The organism is Ruegeria sp. HKCCA5491 (assembly GCF_013034565.1).
Lineage (GTDB): Bacteria > Pseudomonadota > Alphaproteobacteria > Rhodobacterales > Rhodobacteraceae > Ruegeria.
In genome coordinates this window covers 165,964-188,099 of record NZ_WQGG01000009.1, presented here as the reverse complement: position 1 = coordinate 188,099, position 22,136 = coordinate 165,964, and the positions used below count along the sequence as shown (strand labels likewise).

Genomic DNA, 22,136 nt, shown 5'->3' with positions numbered 1-22,136 from the left:
AGGGTCGTACAGGGCTCAGCAAAACGGGAGAAAACCATGTCACCACCACGTTCAATGGCAGACACTTGGCGCAGGGGCTTACGTAGATTCGCTGTCGCAACGGTTGCGGTCGCGCTGGCGGTTCCCGCATGGGCGCAAGACCAAAAGCCAAATATTCTGGTGATCTGGGGCGATGACGTCGGGCAATCCAACATCTCGGCCTACACGATGGGTCTGATGGGTTATCAGACGCCAAATATCGACCGTGTCGCGAAAGAGGGAATGATCTTTACCGATTACTACGGCGAGCAATCCTGTACCGCCGGTCGATCCTCTTACATCATGGGTCAATCCGTATTTCGGACCGGGCTGTCCAAGGTGGGTTTGCCGGGCGCCGATCTTGGTATGCAAGTCGAAGATCCGACCATACCCGGTCTGCTTAAGGATCATGGCTATGTCACGGGTCAATTCGGCAAGAACCACCTAGGCGACAAGGATGAACATCTTCCGACAAACCACGGTTTTGATGAATTTTTCGGAAACCTATATCACCTGAACGCTGAGGAAGAGCCCGAAAACGAAGACTATCCCGGTGATACTGTACTGGCTGACGGTCGCACCTTTCGCGAAGCCTATGGCCCGCGCGGGGTGATCAAGTCAAAGGCCGACGGCACCATCGAAGACACCGGTCCGCTGACCAAAAAGCGTATGGAAACGGTGGATGACGAAACCGTTGCCGCAGCGATCGACTTTATCAAGCGTGCCCACGAACAGGGTCAGCCTTTCTATGTCTGGTGGAACGGGACGCGCATGCACTTCCGGACCCACGTCAAGGACGAGATGCGCGCTCAGGCCAACGAAATCGTTGGCGGAGTGGCTGACGAATACACCGCTGGCATGATCGAACATGACATGCATGTGGGTCAGTTGCTTGATCTGCTGGATGAACTCGGCATCGCCGACAACACCATCGTCCACTACTCAACCGATAACGGCCCCCATATGAACACATGGCCTGATGCGGCGGCGACCCCGTTCTGGGGCGAAAAGAACACCAACTGGGAAGGCGGCTGGCGTGTGCCCTCAATGGTGCGTTGGCCCGGCAAGATCGAAGCCGGTTCTGTAACCAACGAGATCGTTCACCATATGGACTGGCTGCCAACCTATCTGGCCGTCGCCGGTGATCCGGAAATCAAGGACAAGCTGAAGGCGGGATACAGCTCTTCGGGCATGGGCCGTGATTACAAGGTGCATTTGGATGGCTACAACATCCTGCCCCTTCTGACTGGTGAGGCGACCGAAAGCCCGCGTAAGGAGATCTTCTATTTCTCAGACGATGGCGACCTGACCGCGCTGCGCTTTGAGGATTGGAAACTGATCTTCCTTGAGCAGAAAGCCTGGGCAACGCTTCGTGCGTGGATCGAGCCGTGGACCGAATTGCGCATTCCACTGATCGTCAATCTGCGCCGCGATCCGTATGAACGGGCCTATCGTACGTCCAACACTTATTACGATTGGTTGCTGGAACGTGCGTACTTCCTGGTGCCTGCGCAGCAGTATGTCGGATCCTTCCTTGAAACATTCCAGGAATTCCCGCCTCGACAGAAGGCGGCCAGCTTCAACCTGGATCAAGTGATGGAGAAACTGGCCACACCGACAAACAACTGAGGCCAGACAACAACAAACAAGGGGCCGCCACGCACATGGCGGCCCTTCTAAGATATTAAGGGTTTAGAATTTCTTATGAAGGCAGCTCTGTTCACCACGTTCCTTTCGATAACAGCGACGACCTTGTTCGCCGACCCGCTGCCCAGTTGGGATGATGGAGACTCCAAGTCCCGGATCGTTGAATTCGTGAGCACGGTGACCGACCCAAACCACTCGGATTATGTAACTCCAGCCGAACGGATCGCAGTATTCGACAACGACGGCACTCTATGGGCCGAACAGCCGGTCTATTTTCAGTTGATCTTTGCCATGGATCGGCTTGAAGAACTTGCAAAAACAGACCCGTCCATCCTGAACTCCCCCATTTTGGAAGCCGCAGCCAAAGGCGATGTCCAAACCATTGCAGAAGGCGGGCATGAAGCATTGATCGAGGTAATCAACGCCTCACACGCGGGCGCCAGCGTCGATGAGTTTCAGGCTTCCGTAGCCGACTGGCTGCAATCAGCGCGCCACCCTGACACGGGCCTGCCTTACGACCAAATGACCTATCAGCCGATGGTGGAACTTCTGCGGTATCTCCGGGACGAGGGTTTTAGCACCTATATCGTGTCCGGCGGCGGCCTGCACTTCATGCGCGTTTTCGCCGAAGACGCATATGGCATTCCACCCGAGCAAGTGCTTGGCACATATGCTGACGCCACATACGAATCCATCGACGGTACGCCCACTATTGTAAAGTCACCCGGAATTGCGTTCATCGACGACAAACAGGGAAAACCCATCAACATAGAACGTACAATTGGCCGACGTCCCATATTGGCGGCTGGCAACTCGGATGGCGATTTTGCGATGTTGGAGTGGACGACTGCTGGGGAAGGCAATCGTCTTGGGGTATTGATCCATCACACGGATTCTGAACGTGAATGGGCCTATGATCGCGAAAGCCCGATTGGCAAGCTTGTGGACGGGCTGGACAAAGGCCCGGACATGGGATGGGTCATCGTCGATATGGCGGAAGATTGGAAACGCGTCTACACTGGGGCAAACTAGGTAGAACAGAGACTGATAACCCCATGTGGACACTACTTGTTTCCGCGTTTGTCTTTATCCTATATGTCACCGCGATCCTCTTTGCGATCCGGGCGGCGCAAACGGCGCGCACGCCACAAGGTGCGGTTGGGTGGGTTGTCTTGTTGATCTCTGCTCCGGTGTTTGGCGTGCCGCTCTATCTGTTTTTAGGGCACCACCGGTTTCGCGGGTATCGGATTGCGCGCAAACAAAGCGAAACCGTGGTCGAAGGCATCAAGACTTTCGCCGACTTCTCAAAACCCGACCCAGACACAATGCAGGTGAACCCAAGACCGTTTGAGGCGCTGGCGCACCTGCCTGTATCTCGTGGAAACGGGGCCGAGTTGCTGATCGACGGTCAGGCCACGTTCGATTCCATTTTCGAGGCGATTGACGCCGCGCAGAATTACGTCCTGATCCAGTTCTACATCGTGCGCGATGACGCATTGGGCCAACAACTTCAGGCAAAGCTGATCGAAGCGGCTGAACGCGGTGTCAGTGTTCGATTCATGACCGATGCGGTCGGCAGTTATGGCCTGCCCACGGCGTATCTGGACAAACTACGCTCTGCAGGGGTTGAGATCGCCAATCCACGTGACCGACGCGGCCCGCAAAACCGGTTTCAGCTCAATTACCGCAACCACAGAAAAACCGTGATCATTGACGGGGAAACCGGTTTTATCGGCGGGCACAATGTGGGCGACGAGTATCTGGGACAGGATCCGCATTTCGGCCATTGGCGGGATACGCATATCAAAATGTTCGGCCATATTGTCCGCCAGTTGCAACTTATCTTCTGCGAAGATTGGCATTGGGCACATGAAGAGGATCTGATTGATCAACTGGACTGGGCCGGAACAGAGGCCGAGCAGGACATGAACGCGCTTCTGGTCGCCACAGGTCCCGGCGACGATACCGAGACCGGGGCAATGATGTTCTTCGCCGCCATCGCTGCGGCAAAAGAAAGAATCTGGATCGCATCCCCCTATTTCGTGCCTGACATCGACATCATGACGGCGTTGCAACATGCCTCATTGCGCGGAGTGGATGTTCGAATTCTTGTGCCTGACGTGATTGACCACCGCCTGCCCTGGCTGGCCGCTTTTGCCTATTTTGACGAAATTCGCGAATGCGGTGCGCGCGTTTTTCGCTATACAAACGGGTTCATGCATCAAAAGGCATTTGTCGTTGATGATACTCTTGCGGCGGTCGGCACGACCAATCTGGACAATCGCTCTTTCCGATTGAACTTTGAGGCGATGGCCCTGTTCTTTGACGAACGCGCAGCGCAGGCTGTGGACGATATGCTAAAGGCCGATTTCAAAAACTGTTACGAACTAGAGCGGAACTTGCCTGAACAACCCGCCTTTATCCGCTTTGGCTCTCCACTGGCGCGGCTGTTTGCCCCGATCCTTTAGGACATCAATTCCTCTTTGAACACCTGAGTCATCAAGGCAACCATAAAGGCCGTCGACAATCCAAAGGCCAGCAAACCCGTGACGGAAGCAAACGCGCCAAAAATCCGCAGGTCCTCACCCAAAACGATGTCGCCATAGCCAAGCGTCGTGAAGGTCACCAAAGAGAAATAAAGCGCCGAATTCCAATCCGGCAGGGTTTCCCCAAGAACCCAGACGATCGCCCATAGCCACACCTGAAACGTGTGAATCGCGACGATAAACACCAAGGCAACGCAGATCGGTGCGGCGATTGTGACAAACCGTTTACTTTCTTCCAGTTTCAACGCCATGCTGCGGATCGTCTGCGTGCACCAAGTCAGCAGAACAAGTTCAATCAAAAAGCAAATACCAAGATAGATACTGCCCCAAAGAATCTGCTGCGCTAAGGTCATAATTCGGTATCTCTTGTCTTGGTCAGTGAATGCAGCGTCAGAATGACCGTTTAGGCAAAGGCTCACAACCCCGCCTCGGGCACCGCGACGAATAGAACCGAATCTGTGTCGGGTCTGGACTCTGCCCGGGTGGGTTCCACATTGTTGCAAATACGACCCGAGGCTTACTGATGCTGTTGAAAATAGACAATGTTCAGAAATCCTATCCCGGAGGGCGCCCTGTCCTGCGCGGCGTCTCGCTGGCGCTGGACAAGGGGCAAACGCTTGCGCTTACCGGTGAAAGCGGCAGCGGGAAAAGCACGCTGCTGAACCTTGCCGCCGCGCTGGACAGTTTCGACGGCGGAGAGATCACGCTGGACGGAACCGATCTGTCCGGGCTGGATGATCCCGGTCGTGCCGCGTTGCGCCGCCAGAGCGTTTCTTTGGTGTTTCAGCAATTCAACCTGATCCCTTCTTTGACCGTCTCACAGAACTTGTCCTTTCACGCGCGTCTGGCAGGAAGACCGGACGACACATGGTCAAACCATCTTGCGGACAGACTGAGGCTGTCGGATTTACTGGACCGCTATCCCGAAAATCTGTCGGGCGGCCAACAGCAGCGTGTTGCGATTGGGCGCGCTATGGCTGCGCAGCCTAAACTGCTGCTTGCAGATGAACCCACCGGAAATCTGGATGAAACCGCCAGCGCAACCGTTCTGGACCTCATGCTATCCCTCGTAGCCGAAACTGGGTCTGCGCTGCTGCTGGTCACGCATTCACAGGACATTGCCGCACGGCTGGACCGACGAGCGCATCTGTCCGGTGGGCGTATCACATGACTGTCGCGATTATTCAGGTGCTGCTGTCTCATTGGCGGCGGCACCGCTTGCAACTTGCAACCCTGTTGATCGGGATTGCGCTGGCGACCGGCCTGTGGTCAGCGGTTCAGGCTATCAACGCCGAAGCACGGGCAAGCTATCAGCGCGCCAACGAACAACTCGCGCTGGGACAACACGACGAGTTGAGAAATCCGGCTGGTCCAATCACGATCGACAGATATCTGTCATTGCGGCGGGCCGGATGGCAAGTTGCGGCCGTGTTGGAAGAAACCACGCGCATAGGGGGGCGCAGCATCCGCGTCATGGGCGTTGACATGGTCGCCTATCCAGCGCTGCCTGCTGTTACGCGCATTGAGCAAAGCGCCACCGCACCGGACCCGGCTGACATGCTGACCGCCCCCGGTCGGTTGCTGGCCTCACCTGACTTGGCGCGGTTTCTGAGCAACCAAACCGGACTGCCGCCCGTTCTGACAAGCCCGGACATTCCCCCTGATCTGATCCTGACAGATATCGGTGTGGCCGAGGTTTTGCTGGACAGGAAAGGTCAAATCTCAAGGCTGATCATTCTGCCAGACCAGCCACGCGCGCTTCCTGCAATCTCCGCGATAACACCCGAGCTAGAGCGGGTCGAAGCGTCGTCGCAACTGGACACGACGCAACTGACCGACAGTTTTCACTTGAACCTGTCAGCCTTTGGGCTGTTGTCTTTCGCCGTTGGCCTGTTCATCGTGCACGGAACGGTTGGGCTGGCTTTTGCGCAGCGTCGGGGGATGATCCGAACGCTGCGGGCGCTTGGCGTTTCCATGCGGCAACTGGTCTGGGTGATCCTTTTGGAACTGTCCTTGCTGGCACTGTTCGGCGGGTTGGCAGGGCTGATGCTTGGGTACTTTCTGGCGGGCGCGCTCTTGCCTGATGTCGCAGCAACCTTGCGGGGGCTGTACGGAGCTCCGGTAAGCGGCGAAATTGCATTACAGCCGAAATGGGCGGTGGCTGGTTTGGCAATGGCTCTGGGCGGAACGCTGCTGGCCAGTGGTCACGCACTAATCCGATTGTCCCATATGCCCCTGCTGTCCGGCGCCGGAATTCAAGCGTGGCGGACAGCCGCCTTTAACGGTTTCACCACCCCGCTTTTGGGCCTGTTGATCATATTGGTCGGCATCATCGTGCAACTGTCCATTGGTGGATTGGTCGCCGGGTTTACACTGATTGCCGGTATGCTGCTGGGTGCGGCGATGCTTTTGCCGTCCTTGCTTTCGCTGGTGATCTCGATTTTTCAACGCTTTACCAAAAGCCCAATAGCCCAGTGGATCTGGTCGGATATGCGCGCGCAGTTGCCCGGCCTATCCCTGGCGTTGATGGCGCTTCTACTGGCCCTTGCGGCCAATATCGGCGTTGGAACGATGGTTTCCAGCTTTCGCCTGACCTTCACAGGCTGGCTGGATCAACGCCTGACGTCCGAGCTGTATCTGACGGCAAAGGATGACCAGCAAGGGCGCGAAATCTCAAATTGGTTAGCGCCGCAAGTAGACGCAATTCTGCCAATTCGCAGCGTGGAACTGGCGCATCCCAGCGGACCCCTTTTTCTGTACGGAGTCGTCGACGATCAAACCTACCGCCAGCATTGGCCTCTGATTGCCTCGGGTGCGGATGTCTGGGATCGCGTGAATGCGGGCGAAGCGGTGCTGATCAATGAACAACTCGCCCGCCGTCAGGACCTGTGGCCCGGTGACGATCTTATAATCAACCGTGAATACACATTGCCCGTTGCTGGCGTGTACTCTGACTATGGCAACCCAACTGGACAAGCGATTGTCTCGATGACGCGGCTGGATCAAATCGCCCCGGGGGTTGAGGCAAGGCGCTTCGGGATACGTACGCGCGCCGAAAGTGCAACAGAACTGGCACACGTGCTACAGGACAGATTTAACCTTCCAAGGCAGGCCGTGATCCAACAGGCCGCGATGAAGGCACAATCCATGGCCGTGTTTGAAAAAACCTTTGTGGTCACTTCGGCGCTGAATGTGCTGACGCTGGGTGTCGCGGGGTTCGCCATTCTGACCAGCCTGCTGACCCTCTGGACCCAACGCCTGCCGCAGATTGCCCCCGTTTGGGCGTTGGGCCTGACCCGCGCCAGACTCGCGCAGTTTGAGCTGTTGCGCAGCGTATTGTTGGCGGCGATTACCGCGATTATTGCGCTGCCCCTTGGCTTGGCTCTAGCCTGGACCCTTTTGGCCATCATCAATGTCGAGGCATTTGGCTGGCGCCTGCCGATGTACCTGTTTCCCGCAGATTGGGCCCGATTATTCCTTCTAACCTTGCTGGCGGCTTTGGTTGCAGCGGCTTTACCCGCCATGCGCCTTCTGCGCCTGCCTCCGGCTGAATTGCTAAGGGTGTTCGCCAATGAACGTTAAATCGTGGCTATTGATCCTTGCTCTGCTGCTTCCATCCTTCGCGCAGGCCCAAGGATATGCGGGGTTGGGCGGATCGGCTGAAGGGTTCGACATTCCGCAGCCGGGATACCGATTCAAGTTTCCGCAGGACCACGGCCCACACCCGTCCTTTCGCATTGAATGGTGGTACCTAACGGCAAACCTGACCGGAGAGAACGGGCGGCCCTACGGTATTCAATGGACGTTGTTTCGTTCTGCCCTCAAACCCAAAGAAACCGAGGGTTGGCAAAGCCCCCAACTATGGATGGGGCACGCGGCGGTTACGACCCCGGATCACCACTACTTTGCGGAAAGACTATCACGCGGCGGCATCGGGCAGGCTGGTGTGACGGCGCGACCGTTCGAGGCTTGGATAGACGACTGGCACATGCGCGGGCCGGATATCAATAAGCTGTCCCTTTCGGCCAATGGGGGCAATTTCGGATATGACCTAAACCTGAACGCTCAGGGCCCGCTGGTGTTTCACGGCGACCAGGGATATTCGGTGAAATCAGGGGATGGACAGGCCAGCTACTATTACTCTCAGCCATTTTTCGCGGTCGAGGGCACGTTGCACCTGCCGGATCAGGATATCGCGGTCACCGGTCAAGGCTGGCTGGATCGCGAATGGTCATCGCAACCGCTGGCAACAGATCAAAGCGGATGGGACTGGTTTTCGCTTAGTTTCGACGACGGGAACAAACTTATGGCGTTTCGCCTGCGCGGGGATCGCAGTGACTTTACGGCAGCGACCCTGATCTCGGCAGAGGGCGAGACAACTGCCCTGCCCGATGGTTCCGTCACGTTTAGCCCGCTCGAAACGTCCACGGTCGCTGGCCGCACGATCCCGACACGCTGGCGCGTGACGCTGCCTGACCGGAACCTTGATGTCGACGTGTCCGCACTGACACCCGAGGCTTGGATGGCGACAAGGTTCGAATATTGGGAAGGTCCGGTTACGATCTCGGGCAGCCACTCGGGGCGTGGATACCTTGAGATGACAGGCTACTGAGCCCTAGCGCACGACATAGACCGAAACCGTCGAATGCCGCACAACCCGCGCAGCGTTCGGGCCCAGCAAGTAATCCTTCAGGTCCGGTTTATGCGCCCCGATCACGATCAGATCGCTGCCTGCGCCCTCGGCCGTTTTCAGAATTTCCTGATAGGCCGTTCCCGTCGCGACAACATGGCGGATTTTTTCGTTCCGCTCTTTGCCAACCGCTGCGACGCACATCTCGACCAGTTTGGAATGCGCTTCTTCCATCGCCTTGTCGTGAAAGTCTGGCTGGAAGAACCCGGAAACCCAGCTTTCCCCGAAATCGGGAAGCACCGTCACCACATCCAGTTGCGCATTATCCTGATCCGCCAGAGCCGCGGCTTTGCTCAAGACATTGCTATCCAGTTCGCCGTTGCTGATGTCGACGGCACAAAGCACCGAGTTCGTCATGCGGGCACCTCTTGTCTGGCGGCTCGGCCGCGTTGCAGGAATGCGATCAGACCCAGAAAGATCATAGCGGGAATGTAGATCAATTGCTTGGGAGGCTGGCTGGACGGCAGGCTGACCGAGGTTAGACGCACCGCGTCATCGCCGTAATAGTCGAACATATCCAGCTCATCCGCCACGGGCGTGCCAAACAGCGGCTCTTCTAGTTTGACCAACCCGTCTTCTTCCAGAAGAAGCAAGCCCATGGCATCAACCCGCGCCGCGCCGCCCTCTTCGCTGCCGACCGTGACGACAACGGTTGTGTCAGTCATCTCGAGCGTGTCGAAATCCGGGCCGCTGACGACCATGCGTACTTCGGTTCCGGGCGGGGTCTGCCCGATGGTTTCCACAAATGCAGCAGGCTCGACCGATGTATAGGGCGGCGCGATGCGGTCCATGAAATAATCCGGCCTGAACAATGCAAAGGCCACCGCGATCAACGCCACGCTTTCGTAGATGCGGCTGTGGGTCAGGAAGTACCCCATCGTTCCCGCCGTAAAGACAAGGATCGCTATGGTCGCAAATATCGCGACGATTATCCCTTCTACCCACGTCACATCGATCAACAGCAGGTCAGTGTTGAAGATGAACACAAAAGGCAGCGCCACGGTGCGCAGGCTGTAGAAGAACGCGGTGAACCCGGTCTTGATCGCATCCCCACCAGATACAGCAGCGGCGGCGAAACTGGCCAGGCCCACAGGCGGTGTCACATCCGCCATGATACCGAAGTAGAACACAAAGAGATGGACCGCGATCAGCGGCACGATCAGTCCGCTTTGCGCACCCAGTTCAACGACAACCCCGGCCATCAATGAGCTTACTACGATATAGTTCGCGGTGGTTGGCAGGCCCATGCCAAGGATCAGACTCAGCAGACCGACCATCACCAGCATCAGGATCAGATTTCCGCCTGACAGGAACTCGACCAGGTCGGCCATGACCTGCCCCACTCCGGTCAGGGTCACGGTACCCACGATCACACCCGCGGTGGCCGTGGCCAGAGCGATCCCGATCATATTGCGAGCGCCGTCGATCAGGCCCTGCCACAGGTCGGCAACACCGTCGATGAACGTGTCATAAAGATTGCTTTGCCCCCGGAACAGCGCCTTGAGCGGCTTCTGCGTCAGCAGGATCACAAACAACAGCGTCGTCGCCCAGAACGCCGACAACCCGGGAGATTTCTGTTCGATCATCAGGAAATAAACCAACACGATGATCGGCAGCAGGTAATGCAGACCGGCTTTGTAGATATCCGCGATCACCGGCAGCGTAACTTCCTTGGCATTCGGATCGTCGGGCTCAAGGTCAGGCACCTGCGCGGCAAGATACAGCAGCGCCACGTACACCGCGCAGACAATAAGGCTCAGGATCAAACCCGCCGACGACGGTGCCCAGCTTGTCACGGCCTCGACCGGGAACTGCGAGCCATAGCAAAGACCGGCAAAGACCAGGAAGAAGGACAACATTCCCACAACAGTCCGCGCCAGATGCACATCGCGGTCACCCAGCGTGGGCATGTTCCGCTTCACCGCCTCAAGGTGGACGATATAGACCAGTGCGATGTAGGAAATCGCGGCAGGCAGGAAAGCATGGGTGATCACCTCGACATAGGAAATGCCCACATATTCCACCATCAGGAAGGCGGCAGCCCCCATAACGGGCGGCATGATCTGACCATTCACGGAGGAGGCAACCTCGACCGAGCCTGCCTGTTCACTGGAAAAGCCTACCCGCTTCATCAGCGGAATGGTGAAAGTGCCGGTGGTCACCACGTTCGCAATCGACGAGCCCGAGATCAGGCCGGTCGCGGCCGAACCCACAACGGCGGCTTTGGCCGGACCGCCACGCAAGTGGCCCAATGCACCAAAGGCCATCTTGATAAAATAGTTCCCCGCCCCCGCCTTATCCAAAAGCGCACCGAACAGAACGAAGAGGAACACGAATTTGGTGGACACACCCAAGGCAATGCCGAACACGCCCTCGGACGTGATCCACATATGGCTCATGGCTTTCTTGAGGCTGGCCCCTTTCCAACGGATAACTTCGGGCACCCATTCCGACGAGCCAAAAAAGACATAGGCCAGGAATATGGTCGCGATGATCGCCATCGCAGGGCCGAGCGCACGGCGCGCGGCCTCAAACAGCAGCAGCAGACCACCCAGCGCGACCCATTTATCGGTGTCATCGGCCAGACCGCCTGCGTTTACGATCTTGTCGTAGAAGAAATACCCATACAACGCCAAAAAGGCGCCAAGCGCGCCCATGATCCAATCCTGCACGGGGATATAATCCCGAGGGCTGGACTTGAGCGCAGGATAGGCGGCAAACGCCAAAAACATAGCGAAAGCCAGATGAATCTGGCGCGAGTTGTTCACCACGCTGCCCGGCAGCACCACATTCGAAACAGGTGAGGCCAAAACAACCTGAAACACGGACCACAGCGCCGCGACAACAGCCAGAAAAATTCCGACATTACCGACCGGATTACGCCCGCCCGCATCGGACGAGGCGACAAGGTCCTGTAGCTCTTCTTCGGATAGCGGTCGGTTGGATTGGGTGTCGGAACTCATCAAGATGTCTCCCCGTCATGCGGCCTTTTGACCTTATTTTCTGCCCGGTCGAGCCGGGCTTGGGTTGCGGGGCGCCCGAAGGCACCCCGCGTCAGGTCTGGCTTACTGAATCCAGCCTTTTTCTTTGTAGTACTTCTCGGCACCCGGATGCAGAGGTGCCGACAGGCCGTCTGCGATCATTTCCTCGGGCTTGAGGTTGGCAAATGCCGGGTGCAGCTTTTTGAAGTCGTCGAAGTTTTCGAAGACCGAGCTGACAACCGCGTAAACCGCGTCATCCGACACGTCGGCCGAGGTCACAAAGGTTGCACCCACACCGAAGGTTGTGGTGTCGCCGTCCGACCCACGATACATGCCGCCCGGAATGGTCGCGGTGCGGTAGTATGAATTGCCGTCGATCAGACCGTCGATCGCATCGCCGGTCACGTTGACCAGAACGGAATCACAGGCTGTGGTCGCTTCCTGGATCGAACCCGACGGGTGACCTACGGTGTAGATCATCGCGTCGATCTGGTTGTCGCACAGAGCCGCCGACTGTTCAGCCGCCTTCAGCTCGGACGCCAGTTCGAAATCGTCAAGGCTCCAGCCCATCGCTTCGAGAACGACGTCCATGGTGCCGCGCTGACCGGAACCGGGGTTGCCGATATTCACGCGCTTGCCCTTGAGGTCTTCAAAGCTGGCAATGCCGGAGTCAGCACGGGCCACAACGGTGAACGGCTCGGGGTGGACCGAGAACACCGCGCGCAGGCTTTCGAAGGGACCAGCCTCTTCGAATTTCGAGGTGCCGTTGTAAGCGTGGAACTGCCAGTCGGACTGGGCAACACCAAACTCCAGCTCGCCTTCGCGGATGGTGTTGATGTTGTAGACCGAACCACCGGTAGACTCGACCGAGCAACGCACGCCGTGCTCTTTGCGGCCTTTGTTGACCAGACGGCAGATCGCACCGCCTGTCGGATAGTACACACCGGTTACACCGCCGGTACCAATTGTGATGAATTCCTCGGCGTATGCGGCCGGAGCTAAAAATGCCGCGGTTACGACCGCGCCAAGGCTAAGCTTGCTGCTGTTTTTCATTTTTGAGAACTCCCAAACTCTTATTATGGATGAGAGACTTTTCAGCGGTCCCTCATCTGGGACCTTGCCGGTACGACAAGCCACCCCGTCTTGCAACAGGGTCAAGCATCTGAATTTTCAAAATCTCCCAACTTATTTGACGTTTCATTCAGACACTCCGCTTGTCAACCCCCGCGCCCCCCTCAACCGCCCCGAGCAGCAAATGTGAGAGAATTTCCAGAACTTTCCCCCCGAGATCAGGGGAATTCACCAGAACTGGTCGGATTGCCTTTGTTCGAAGGTGCTCACATTGAATGACGACACAGCGTGTAAAGCACGCCGGTCCTTTCGGTCATGCGCGCAAATGGACTAAGCTGGCAGAAACGGCGCAGAAAGGCCTCGGATCGTGGACAGGAAATCCCCCAGCCCGCTTTTGATAATTGCTCTGACCCTCAGCGCGGCCATCGCTGGATGGGGCATTGCCGATCCGCATGGACTGGGTCGCCTTGCGACTGCGGCTGTCGAGACACAATTCAGCAGCCGTGGCTGGTTTATCATGCTCGAAGTCAGCGGCCTTCTGTTTGTTGCAATCTATCTGGCCTTTTCGCGCTTTGGCGAAATACGTCTGGGGACCGATACGTCCGAGCCCGAATTTTCAACGCCCGTCTGGATCGCGATGCTGTTTGCAGCCGGGATGGGCGTGGGTCTGCTGTTTTACGGAACGGCCGAACCCCTGACGCATTTTGAGCTTTTGCAAAACTATAGCGACGATGCCGAAGCCGCCAGTCACGCCATGTTCGTGACCTACTTGAACTGGGGTTTCCACGCCTGGGCGATATACGGGATCGTAGCGTTGGTCATTGCCTATTTCGCCTACCGTAAAGGCCGCGCACTGCTGCTAAGCGCACCACTGCTCGCCGCATTGGGAGAGGCTCGCTGGGTCAAGGCGTTGGGCTGGGTTTTCGATCTGCTTTCAATCGTCGCCATCGCGGTTGGTCTGGCGGGATCTATGGCGATGGGCGTCTTTCAAATTCAAACCGGGGTGGCCGGTCTGATTGGTATTGAGCAGCCCGATAGCCTGACTCTTCCAATATTTGGAGCCCTATGCATCGCCTTCATCATTCCCCTGCGCAGAGACCTCGGCGACGGCATGGCGCTTTTGTCGAATGCCGCGATGCTGATAGCCGTAGGGCTGATGATCTACCTTTTGATCTTCGGCCCGACTTCGTATGTGATGGACGACATCGTATCGGGGTTTGGGCGCTACCTGTTCGGCGTTCTGCCCGCTGGTTTTTCAACGGCCGGATTCTTTGACCAAAAAATCGTCAACTGGTTCCATAGCTGGACGCTGAATTACATGATCTGGTGGCTCGCTTGGTCACCATTTGTGGGTATTTTCATCGCCCGCATCTCGCGCGGGCGAACGATACGAGAGTTTTTGATCGGCGTTATTGTCACCCCCACCCTGTTTTCCATCCTTTGGTTCGGAATCTTCGGGGGGCTAGGATTCTTTGACACTCTCAGACAGGACGGAACGCTGGCCGCGGTAAATGCCGAAAACCTTGACGCGACCACATTTGCATTACTTGAAAAGTTTCCGCTGGACGGTTTGACCCGCACGGCGACAGTTCTGGCTGCGTTCCTGTTCGTCGTTACAAGCGTAGTCAGCGCAGGCTTTACCCTTGCTATGATTGGCGCCGGAGGGGATGAGAACCCTTCGCCCCGCATTCGTACAATTTGGGGCGGGATTCTGGGGGCCCTTGGACTTGCAATGATTTTGGTCGGGGATATCGGCCTAGTGCGCTCGATCATCGCGCTATCCGCCATTGCTTTTGTGTTTATTGTTCCGGTTCTGGTCATTTGCTTGTTCAAGTCCCTCACCAAGGAGGAAAACGCATGACTGGTGGACTGATTGATACAGTGCTGAACCTAAGTGTGTTCGCCTATGTAGGCTTTCTGATTTGGCTCAGCCAGCGCCCGGATCCGTGATCCACGGTTGCACAACTTAGAAGGCGACGCTGAACACCACGCACAAAACAGCCGCCACGCCGAACCCCATTGCAAAGCGACTGAACAGCTTTGACCCCGTGATTTCCTTCCACGCCAATTGAAAAGGTTTCAAATATAGCTCGACGATCGACCCAAACGGGTTGGGTTCGGCGCGTGAAATGCCAAATTCCAGCTTTTCGTATCCTTTTGGAACGTAAAGCGTGCCAAACAACCAATCCCAAATCGCGAAGATAAAGCCAAAGTTTTTGTCAAAGTGCTTTTCGTCAATCGAGTGATGGGTTTGGTGCTGCGCCGGGCTGATGAAGATGTAAGACAGCCAGCGCGGATAACTGAGCCAGATATGCGAATGCCTCAGATTGTACCCCAATAGGTAAAATCCAAAGAGCACAACATTCAGCCCTCCGATCGTAAGCTGCGCGGGTTCGGACATCGTCAGATAGGCATAGAACGCAAAAGCGACCTCGGTCAGAACCACCATGAACGTACCCGTAATGAACAGGTCGACCGGGTGTTGACGATAGACAGTTACGATGTTCAGCACTTCGGCAGAGTGATGAACAGAATGGAAATGCCACAACGGTGCAAACTTATGCTGCACGTAATGGGTTAGGAAAATGGCAAAATCAATCGCAAGGACCGCCACCAGAGTATATGCCAGTGACGTGAATACGGACAACGTGAACAGGGCCTCCTGACGCGGTCCGAGCACTGACTCAAAGACGTTACCGAATGCGTTGAACACGATATGCCCCGAGATCATAAAGTGGGCAATGATCCCAGAATAGATGAAAGTGTTTACGACAAAGAAATAATAATCCTGCTTTGAAGACGGGTGAAGCCAGACTTTTCGGTCAAAAATATACCCAAAAAGACCCTTCTCGATCTCATCAGGTCGGCGCTCGCCCTCTTTTCTTTCGAAGAAGAAAAACACCGTAGCCGAGATGATAAACGCTGAAACAACATAGAGATAGAATAGGCTTGTCGATGGCAGCAACGGTGCCATGAAGTTCTGAATAACTCCGTCTTTGAACAGATCAACAAACACTGCTGGATGTACCTTTTACTTCTTTTCCCAAACAGTGAGCGGAACGAGGCCGCAAGTCAACGTGCGCCTCAACCAGTCAATTTGGAAACACTGCGCGGAACGGCAGCAAGCACCGCAGGTCGCGCACGCGCGACTTTTCATTAGACCTAAGACCGCTTCCAGATTAGCACTTGAAGACTTAGTTTATTTTCGGAGCTTTGTCGGATGAGTTACTGGTTAGCTTTGTTGCTTGCGATTTGCGGAAATATTGGCGCGAACTTTGCTTTCAAGAAATTTACAGTTGAAACCGAGATATCCCGCTCGTGGTCTTCCATGCTGTCTGCCGCACTGCACCCGATGCTGTGGGTTGGACTGACGTTGGGTGTCATGCTTTTACTCAGTTATCTATATGCTTTGCGCGGGCTTCCTTTGCGCACCGCGTACACGCTTGCGACAAGCCTCTCTATCGTCGGAATTTCAAGCGTCGGGATGATCTTTTTTGGCGAGGTCATAGGTTTGAAAGCGGTACTTGGAATTGCCTTTGTTATTGTTGGAGTCGGGCTTCTGACAACCGGGTGACCTGTCCAGCAGTTTCAATTTTTACTCTTTCCTCAAAAGCAAACCGTATCCAAGGTCACCGAACTCAATCTTCTCGCCATTGGCAATCGCTTGCTTGGGCATTTTTGAGTAAACTTCCGTCAGATTACTGGCTTGCTTCAGAGCCAAGGCAGAGGGTGCAATGACGTCTGGGTAGATCATGACCTGATGACCACTATCCATGGTACCCTCCAGCCGACTAAGTATGACGTCGGTCTGTGTGTCCTTGGCAAAAATCGTATCGGCGGCGCCTACATAATTTAGATATTTAAACAACGGCCAGTCGGCCCCAATGATAACCAAGTCCTTCTCGCCAAGGCGGGTAATGGCGGGTTCGGCCAGTATGCGATTGTAGTCCCGCGTTGCATTGGCAAACACTCCAACGCCTGCAAACCAGTTATGAACTCCAAAGACCGCGACAATTAAAACAAGTACCGACACATGCCCAGAGCGTTGCAGAGGTCCGGAAATACGACTTCCCAACAATAAAAATACAGGCACAAGCGTTGGCAACCACGCTTCGAAACCTTCGGGGTGCAATCCCAGCACCATAAGCGCCTGCACGGTCAAAAGCGAAATCGCACTTAGTTCAGGGCTGGTCAGCGGGCGTCTTTCACGCGCCTTAAGAACGCGAACGACTGCAAGCAGCAACAAAACCAATGCTGCCGGAATCGTAAGAAGGAATAGGCGGTAACCCCAATAGGCCGGGTCAGTGGCGACCAACTCGTGCATGAAATGGTCCGCAAACTTGCTTTCGATGACATCCCGTGTTGGTGGGAACGCAAACATCCAATTCGCCGACAACAGGTTTTGAAAGAACGCCACCGCCGAAGCGGAAAGGCTGACCATGTCGGGCAGCACAACAACTTTGCCGTCCGTATCTAAAATTGTGTGCAACGGATCGCTGGATCCCCCGGTGCGTGCCAAGCTTAGGAACCCCGCCGCCAAGAACAGACCGTAGATTGCACAGTATTGAATAAGGTCTTTCATGACCCGCCGGGACAGGAAGAATACCGGGATTGCTATGCCTGCGACGATGCCCAACGGCTGATAGAAAAACGAAGCAACTGCACCCGCTATCGCAGTGATCCAGATCCGTTTTGACCGCGCAGAGGGCACCATCCCCGCCGAAGAGAAGGCCAAGGTAAGCAGAACTATCGTGAACAACATCGCTGAGGGATAAACCTCAAGCTCGGTTGCGTATCGCCATGTGCCGTAACTGACCCCGAATGTAGCGGCAGTAAGCCAAGACGCAGGTGAAGGCACAGCGAATTGTCGCGATAACAACCGTTCAAGCAAGATGACTGAAAGCGAAGCAAATATCGCGTTGGCGATACTCAGGATCAAAAACGGATCGGGCTCGGCCTGAAAAATTGAAACTATCCGGTAAAGCAACTGCATCGAAGACAGCCACAACAACAGCCGGACTGGCGCCTCGAAAAGGTCATGTTGCGAGATAATCTCGGCGAAATAATACGAGTCGATTGCTGTCGTATGATACTCAGGCGCAGTCACCAGATAGGAAACAGTGAGAATGCAGAACACGCTGACTCTCAGCAGCGCCTGAAAGGATTGGGTTTGCCGTGCCGCAATCATCGGGTGGCGCTCGTTTCTTGGGCCAAATCGACGGCATCCGTGTCTTCGACGGCGAAATCCGGTCTTCGCAAAGGCAGCTCGGTGCTATTAAGAGTCTTCGCGTGCCCAGCCATCGTCGTGACGTCATACTCGGCGTTCAGTTTGGACAAGAAGCGCTTCATGCGGGCAAGCTTTTCAGTAGAGGGTTGGTTCATACCGGGGAAAAAAGCCAACTGCTGCACGTCATCCCCCCCCATGAAGTCCAGCGGATGCAGTAACATCGAAGGGGCTACACCGGCCACATCACAAGCTCGTAAAGCGGATGCGTAATAGGCCGAAGCCAGCCCCTCGGACGCGCCTGCGATCCAGTGCAAATAACTGTAATGGAACGGTATTCGAGCAAACGGCATAGTCGAAACTGGGATTTCGACTATCCGCTCTCGGTTCAGGTCCCATGCATAGGGTTTTAAGGGTCGAAAGCCATCCTTTATCCCGCCGAACAGGACTTTTCGCCTTTCCTTTTGATCTGATGACAAGCGCGACTTGGCAAAATAATAAGCCCGCGCCAGAGGGCCGACGATCGTGGGAAAGGTCGAGCAGTCATAGTCATACCCACGTTGTTTCAGTACGTCCAAAACGGTTTCTGACAAACTGTAACCCGGACCCCGGAACCCCTTGGGCGTAACGCCTGTAGCAGAGTGGATCGCCTCTTCCGCGCGTTCGATTTCCTTACCGATCTCCTCGGGGGAATAAAGGTGCAACCAAGGTTCATGGTTGAATGAGTGATTGGCGATCTCGTGACCGGCATCGGCGATGGATTTTAGGATCGGTTTGTTTTCCTTGATCACCGCATCCTGCCCGACAATGAAAACCGTCATGCTTATGGAAAGCTCGTCAAGCATGTCCAGAAACCGCGGCACGACAACGTCCAAATATCCGGGAAAATCCTGCCATCCCGGATCGCCATGCGTTTTCATGTAGGACCACAGGTTATCAAGATCGAGCGACAGGCTTGCGAGCTTCTTTGTCATGCTGCTGGCCTCGCCTCGGCTTTGGTGCGACCCAGTTCGAGTTTCGCCATGGCCTCGTCCAAAACGCCCAGTGTCGCATCGACGTTCAACGTCCCGTCAATGATCTGGGCCGAGTTCACAAAGTAAAGGCCAGGCACCGAAGTCACCGATTGCGGAGCGTTCTCACGATACCCAATGGTTGGCACGGCCATCACCTCGCGTACTCTTGATACTTTTATGTCCAGAACATTGGTGCTTGCGACGTCCGGATGCACCTTTCGCAGCGCGTCGATAAATTGCAGCGCGATCCCTTCATCGCTTAGGGCCCAATACGGATCATCCTGCGTGACGTAACGTGGTAAATAGACCAGGGTTTTGCCGTCAAACGCATCGGTGCCCGTCAAAGCAGACATTTCAACGATGCCCGTGAAAGGCAGCGCCTCGTCTGTCAGGTAGGTCAGATAATAACCGGCCAGCGGTCGATCCAGTACAACAGACGCGCAGATTATGCCCTGGTAAACCACCCCATCCAGACGGTTTTTCTCGTCGGCATCCAGCCCCTCGCACACTGCCAGATTTGCTTTTGTCGGAAGTGTCGAGACAACATTTTGGAATACCTGCCTGCCGGATGGGGTTTCGACGCAAACACCTGCGGCGGAACCAAAAACCCGGCTTACGGGGGTGTTGGTTTGCACCTCGATCCCTCTTGCGGTCAACGTATCGCGAAGGGCGTTCAGGATACGGGCATAGCCACCATTCTTTACAAAACCAAGCTGTTCAACTTTTTGAACACCCTGCCGCGCAAGGTACAAACGGCGTATGCTTGACCAAATGAACGCCGCCGATGCCCGCGATGCATTATCACCCAACTTTGCCCTGAGTAGCGGCCGCCAGAGCCGTTCAAACCCAGCCTGTCCACACCAGCGGGTTAACCACTCCTGAACACTGATCTGCTCAAGCGGAGCCCCATCCCTGATCCGTCCAGCCGCCATCAACAGATAGGCAACCCGCATCTTGGTCACCAAACCAATTGATCTGAGGCGCAGATAGTCGAGTGCCCCGTTCAGCGGCATCAGCCGTCCGTCGCTGAAAAAACCTGTTCGCGTTGACCTCCATTCAACGTCGTCCCCCAACCCTATGTCGTCGAGCAGAGCGAGAGTTCGTTTATCAAACGGCAAAATCACGTGATAGAACTTGTCGTAGGTGATACCTCCGACCTGCTGCGCCATTGCAAGACCGCCCAACTCTGGCGCGGCTTCAATTAGGGTCACGCGCTTACCGGCTTTCTGCAACCGAAGCGCCAGTGCCTGACCCAAAATCCCCCCGCCAAGGACCGCCCACGTATCCGCCTGCCCAACAGTCATGACACGCTTTCCAACTCGGACGAAACGACCCCGTCTTGATAACTGTATTGCCGGTCGCACTTTGGGCAGGTCACCCTTCCCTGCCCTTCAAGGCTTCCACGGACCAAAACGTGGCCGCATTTGCAGACAGCCCCCTTCAGCCGGGCCGGGTTACCAAATACCAGATGGAACGCGCCCACGTCTTTGGTGACAACCGATCCCATTCCTACCATTGCGAACTCAGCAATTGTTATCCCGCCAGAGATTCTGCTGCCCGCTCCGATGGTGACACCGTCCCCAACAAAGGTCGGGAGCGTACTATCCTGCGGACCGGAATCCAAAAGCTGTGTGATGTCGGGGTCAGTGGCACGCGGTGTGATGTCATTGGTAAAAATAGTGCCCGCAGAAATCATCACGCCATTCCCGACCCTGACGGCATTCGGAATGTAGACAAACGAGTTTATCTTTACGAAATCGCCGATTTCGACCCCGTACGCGATATAGCTTTTGCCACCAATAATGCAGTTGCTGCCGATCTTACTGGGACCGCGCAGATGAGCGTTGTCCCATACCGATGTGCCGGCGCCGATTTCTACGCCCTTCTCGACGATCGCCGTTGGGTGAATCCTGGGCGTCACGACACCACACTCTTGGGCATGACCCTGCCGATGGTGGCAACGCCGTCAACATCAACCCATCTGCCGCCTTCTGCAATCGATGTGTAACCGGCGGATATCACGTCCACTGACGCCAGAATATCCCGCCCTGTCGCAAGGCTTTTGGTTGGTTCTCCGCGAACTCCGGCTGCAAAATCCAAGACCTGATTGGAGAATGCCTGCACCTTTCCATAACCGGCGCCAAAGGTTTCCCACTGTCCGGTCAAAGGACGCCGTATGCGCGAGGACTTCCAACCGACTTCAATGACGCCTTCGTCGCCGTACAACGCCAAGTAGTCCGAACTGTCCTTGTGGATACTCCAAGACGTTTCGATCTGCGCCAGAGCCCCGTTTGCCGTCCTGAGCGACATGAAGACGTGGTCTTCAACGCTGATATCCTGAAGACTTGGGCCCACCATGGCAGAGGCGGCGACAATACCGCCCGTGAAGAAGCGGACTATATCCACGCAATGCGTGCCATTATCCACCAAGACGCCACCGCCAGATATATCAGGCTGCGCGTTCCACCGGTCGGTCATGTCCACCACGCCCGTAAAGACGTTCTCGATCAGTTTGAGTTCGCCAATCTCTCCCGCAGCCACCTTTTCCCGCGCGATCTGAACATCATCCACATAGCGGAACTTTGACGCCATCGAGATCAGAATACCTTTCTCACCAGCCGCCGACGCCATTCTGCGCGCACTTACACCGTTAATCGCAAAAGGTTTTTCGCAGAGCACGGGTAAACCCGCCTCAATCAGATCCAAAACCACAGCTTCATGGGTCGCGGGCGGTGTGGATACGATCACCGCGTCACACAGCCCTGACAACGCCAATTCCCGATGCGACGCAAACGTCGCAGCGCCGTGGTCATCGGCCAACGAACTTGCGGCATCAAATACCGTATCTGCAACGGCAGCCAGGCAGACGCCTTCGGCCTGCTGCAGTGCTTCGGCATACGCTTTTGCAATGGCGCCAGCCCCAACAATACCAAATCGTACCATCAG

General features: G+C 55.8%; 18 protein-coding genes. 8 read left to right on the top strand and 10 right to left on the bottom strand.

Features of this window, described 5'->3' with window-relative positions; genetic code table 11:
- Positions 1 to 36 precede the first annotated feature (36 nt).
- The 3 genes from GOV88_RS13535 (at position 37) to cls (ending at position 4,133) form a co-directional block, all read left to right on the top strand.
- Positions 37 to 1,647, top strand: a complete 1,611-nt coding sequence (locus GOV88_RS13535) for an arylsulfatase (protein WP_371808243.1) — start codon at positions 37 to 39, stop codon at positions 1,645 to 1,647.
- A gap of 75 nt (positions 1,648 to 1,722) precedes the next feature.
- Positions 1,723 to 2,697, top strand: a complete 975-nt coding sequence (locus GOV88_RS13530) for an HAD family phosphatase (RefSeq protein ID WP_171240764.1) — start codon at positions 1,723 to 1,725, stop codon at positions 2,695 to 2,697.
- 23 nt (positions 2,698 to 2,720) lie between these two features.
- Positions 2,721 to 4,133: a cardiolipin synthase gene (cls, locus tag GOV88_RS13525; protein ID WP_171240763.1), complete on the top strand. Its 1,413-nt coding sequence runs from the start codon at positions 2,721 to 2,723 to the stop codon at positions 4,131 to 4,133.
- Here the strand turns inward: cls and GOV88_RS13520 are convergent.
- Positions 4,130 to 4,564 carry an ion channel gene (locus GOV88_RS13520; RefSeq protein WP_171121501.1) on the bottom strand — a complete coding sequence of 145 codons (435 nt, stop codon included), beginning with the start codon at positions 4,562 to 4,564 and terminating at the stop codon, positions 4,130 to 4,132. The genes cls and GOV88_RS13520 overlap by 4 nt on opposite strands.
- A gap of 170 nt (positions 4,565 to 4,734) precedes the next feature.
- Between GOV88_RS13520 and GOV88_RS13515 the strand changes: the two genes are divergently transcribed.
- From GOV88_RS13515 to GOV88_RS13505, 3 genes are read left to right on the top strand one after another with little or no spacing between them, the layout of a single operon-like run.
- The gene (locus tag GOV88_RS13515; protein ID WP_171240762.1) at positions 4,735 to 5,382 is read left to right on the top strand and encodes an ABC transporter ATP-binding protein; all 648 of its coding nucleotides are present in this window, start codon (positions 4,735 to 4,737) and stop codon (positions 5,380 to 5,382) included.
- Positions 5,379 to 7,793 (top strand): ABC transporter permease, encoded by a 2,415-nt coding sequence (locus GOV88_RS13510; protein WP_171240761.1) that lies wholly within the window; start codon positions 5,379 to 5,381, stop codon positions 7,791 to 7,793. The genes GOV88_RS13515 and GOV88_RS13510 overlap by 4 nt, the downstream gene beginning before the upstream one ends.
- Entirely contained in the window at positions 7,783 to 8,823 is a 1,041-nt protein-coding gene (locus tag GOV88_RS13505) for a lipocalin-like domain-containing protein (protein WP_171240760.1), read from the top strand. The genes GOV88_RS13510 and GOV88_RS13505 overlap by 11 nt, the downstream gene beginning before the upstream one ends.
- A gap of 3 nt (positions 8,824 to 8,826) precedes the next feature.
- Here GOV88_RS13505 and GOV88_RS13500 read toward each other — a convergent pair whose 3' ends face one another.
- The 3 genes from GOV88_RS13500 to GOV88_RS13490 form a co-directional block, all read right to left on the bottom strand.
- Positions 8,827 to 9,258 carry a universal stress protein gene (locus GOV88_RS13500; RefSeq protein ID WP_171124940.1) on the bottom strand — a complete coding sequence of 144 codons (432 nt, stop codon included), beginning with the start codon at positions 9,256 to 9,258 and terminating at the stop codon, positions 8,827 to 8,829.
- Positions 9,255 to 11,864 (bottom strand): TRAP transporter permease, encoded by a 2,610-nt coding sequence (locus tag GOV88_RS13495; RefSeq protein ID WP_171240759.1) that lies wholly within the window; start codon positions 11,862 to 11,864, stop codon positions 9,255 to 9,257. The genes GOV88_RS13500 and GOV88_RS13495 overlap by 4 nt, the downstream gene beginning before the upstream one ends.
- Before the next feature lie 102 nt (positions 11,865 to 11,966).
- On the bottom strand, positions 11,967 to 12,935 hold the full coding sequence (locus GOV88_RS13490; RefSeq protein WP_171240758.1) for a TAXI family TRAP transporter solute-binding subunit: 969 nt from the start codon (positions 12,933 to 12,935) through the stop codon (positions 11,967 to 11,969).
- A 385-nt stretch (positions 12,936 to 13,320) separates the two neighbouring features.
- Here GOV88_RS13490 and GOV88_RS13485 point away from each other — a divergent pair, with 385 nt between their 5' ends.
- A complete protein-coding gene (locus tag GOV88_RS13485; RefSeq protein ID WP_171240757.1) occupies positions 13,321 to 14,814 on the top strand; it encodes a BCCT family transporter in 1,494 nt (497 codons plus the stop codon).
- A 105-nt stretch (positions 14,815 to 14,919) separates the two neighbouring features.
- Here GOV88_RS13485 and GOV88_RS13480 read toward each other — a convergent pair whose 3' ends face one another.
- On the bottom strand, positions 14,920 to 15,969 hold the full coding sequence (locus tag GOV88_RS13480; protein ID WP_171240756.1) for a sterol desaturase family protein: 1,050 nt from the start codon (positions 15,967 to 15,969) through the stop codon (positions 14,920 to 14,922).
- 204 nt (positions 15,970 to 16,173) lie between these two features.
- Here GOV88_RS13480 and GOV88_RS13475 point away from each other — a divergent pair, with 204 nt between their 5' ends.
- Positions 16,174 to 16,527, top strand: a complete 354-nt coding sequence (locus tag GOV88_RS13475; protein WP_171240755.1) for a multidrug efflux SMR transporter — start codon at positions 16,174 to 16,176, stop codon at positions 16,525 to 16,527.
- 21 nt (positions 16,528 to 16,548) lie between these two features.
- Here the strand turns inward: GOV88_RS13475 and GOV88_RS13470 are convergent, their stop codons facing one another.
- The 5 genes from GOV88_RS13470 to GOV88_RS13450 are packed head-to-tail and all read right to left on the bottom strand — an operon-like array spanning position 16,549 to position 22,133.
- Complete coding sequence (locus GOV88_RS13470) at positions 16,549 to 18,141, bottom strand: DUF2723 domain-containing protein (protein ID WP_171240754.1); 1,593 nt, start codon at positions 18,139 to 18,141, stop codon at positions 16,549 to 16,551.
- Positions 18,138 to 19,151 (bottom strand): polysaccharide deacetylase family protein, encoded by a 1,014-nt coding sequence (locus GOV88_RS13465; RefSeq protein WP_171211436.1) that lies wholly within the window; start codon positions 19,149 to 19,151, stop codon positions 18,138 to 18,140. The genes GOV88_RS13470 and GOV88_RS13465 overlap by 4 nt, the downstream gene beginning before the upstream one ends.
- Positions 19,148 to 20,494, bottom strand: coding sequence for an FAD-dependent oxidoreductase (locus tag GOV88_RS13460; RefSeq protein ID WP_171240753.1), 1,347 nt, complete (start codon positions 20,492 to 20,494; stop codon positions 19,148 to 19,150). The genes GOV88_RS13465 and GOV88_RS13460 overlap by 4 nt, the downstream gene beginning before the upstream one ends.
- Positions 20,491 to 21,111, bottom strand: coding sequence for an acyltransferase (locus GOV88_RS20765; protein WP_171240752.1), 621 nt, complete (start codon positions 21,109 to 21,111; stop codon positions 20,491 to 20,493). The genes GOV88_RS13460 and GOV88_RS20765 overlap by 4 nt, the downstream gene beginning before the upstream one ends.
- Entirely contained in the window at positions 21,108 to 22,133 is a 1,026-nt protein-coding gene (locus GOV88_RS13450) for a Gfo/Idh/MocA family protein (RefSeq protein WP_171240751.1), read from the bottom strand. Before GOV88_RS13450 ends, GOV88_RS20765 begins: the two co-directional genes overlap by 4 nt.
- Positions 22,134 to 22,136: the final 3 nt, after the last annotated feature.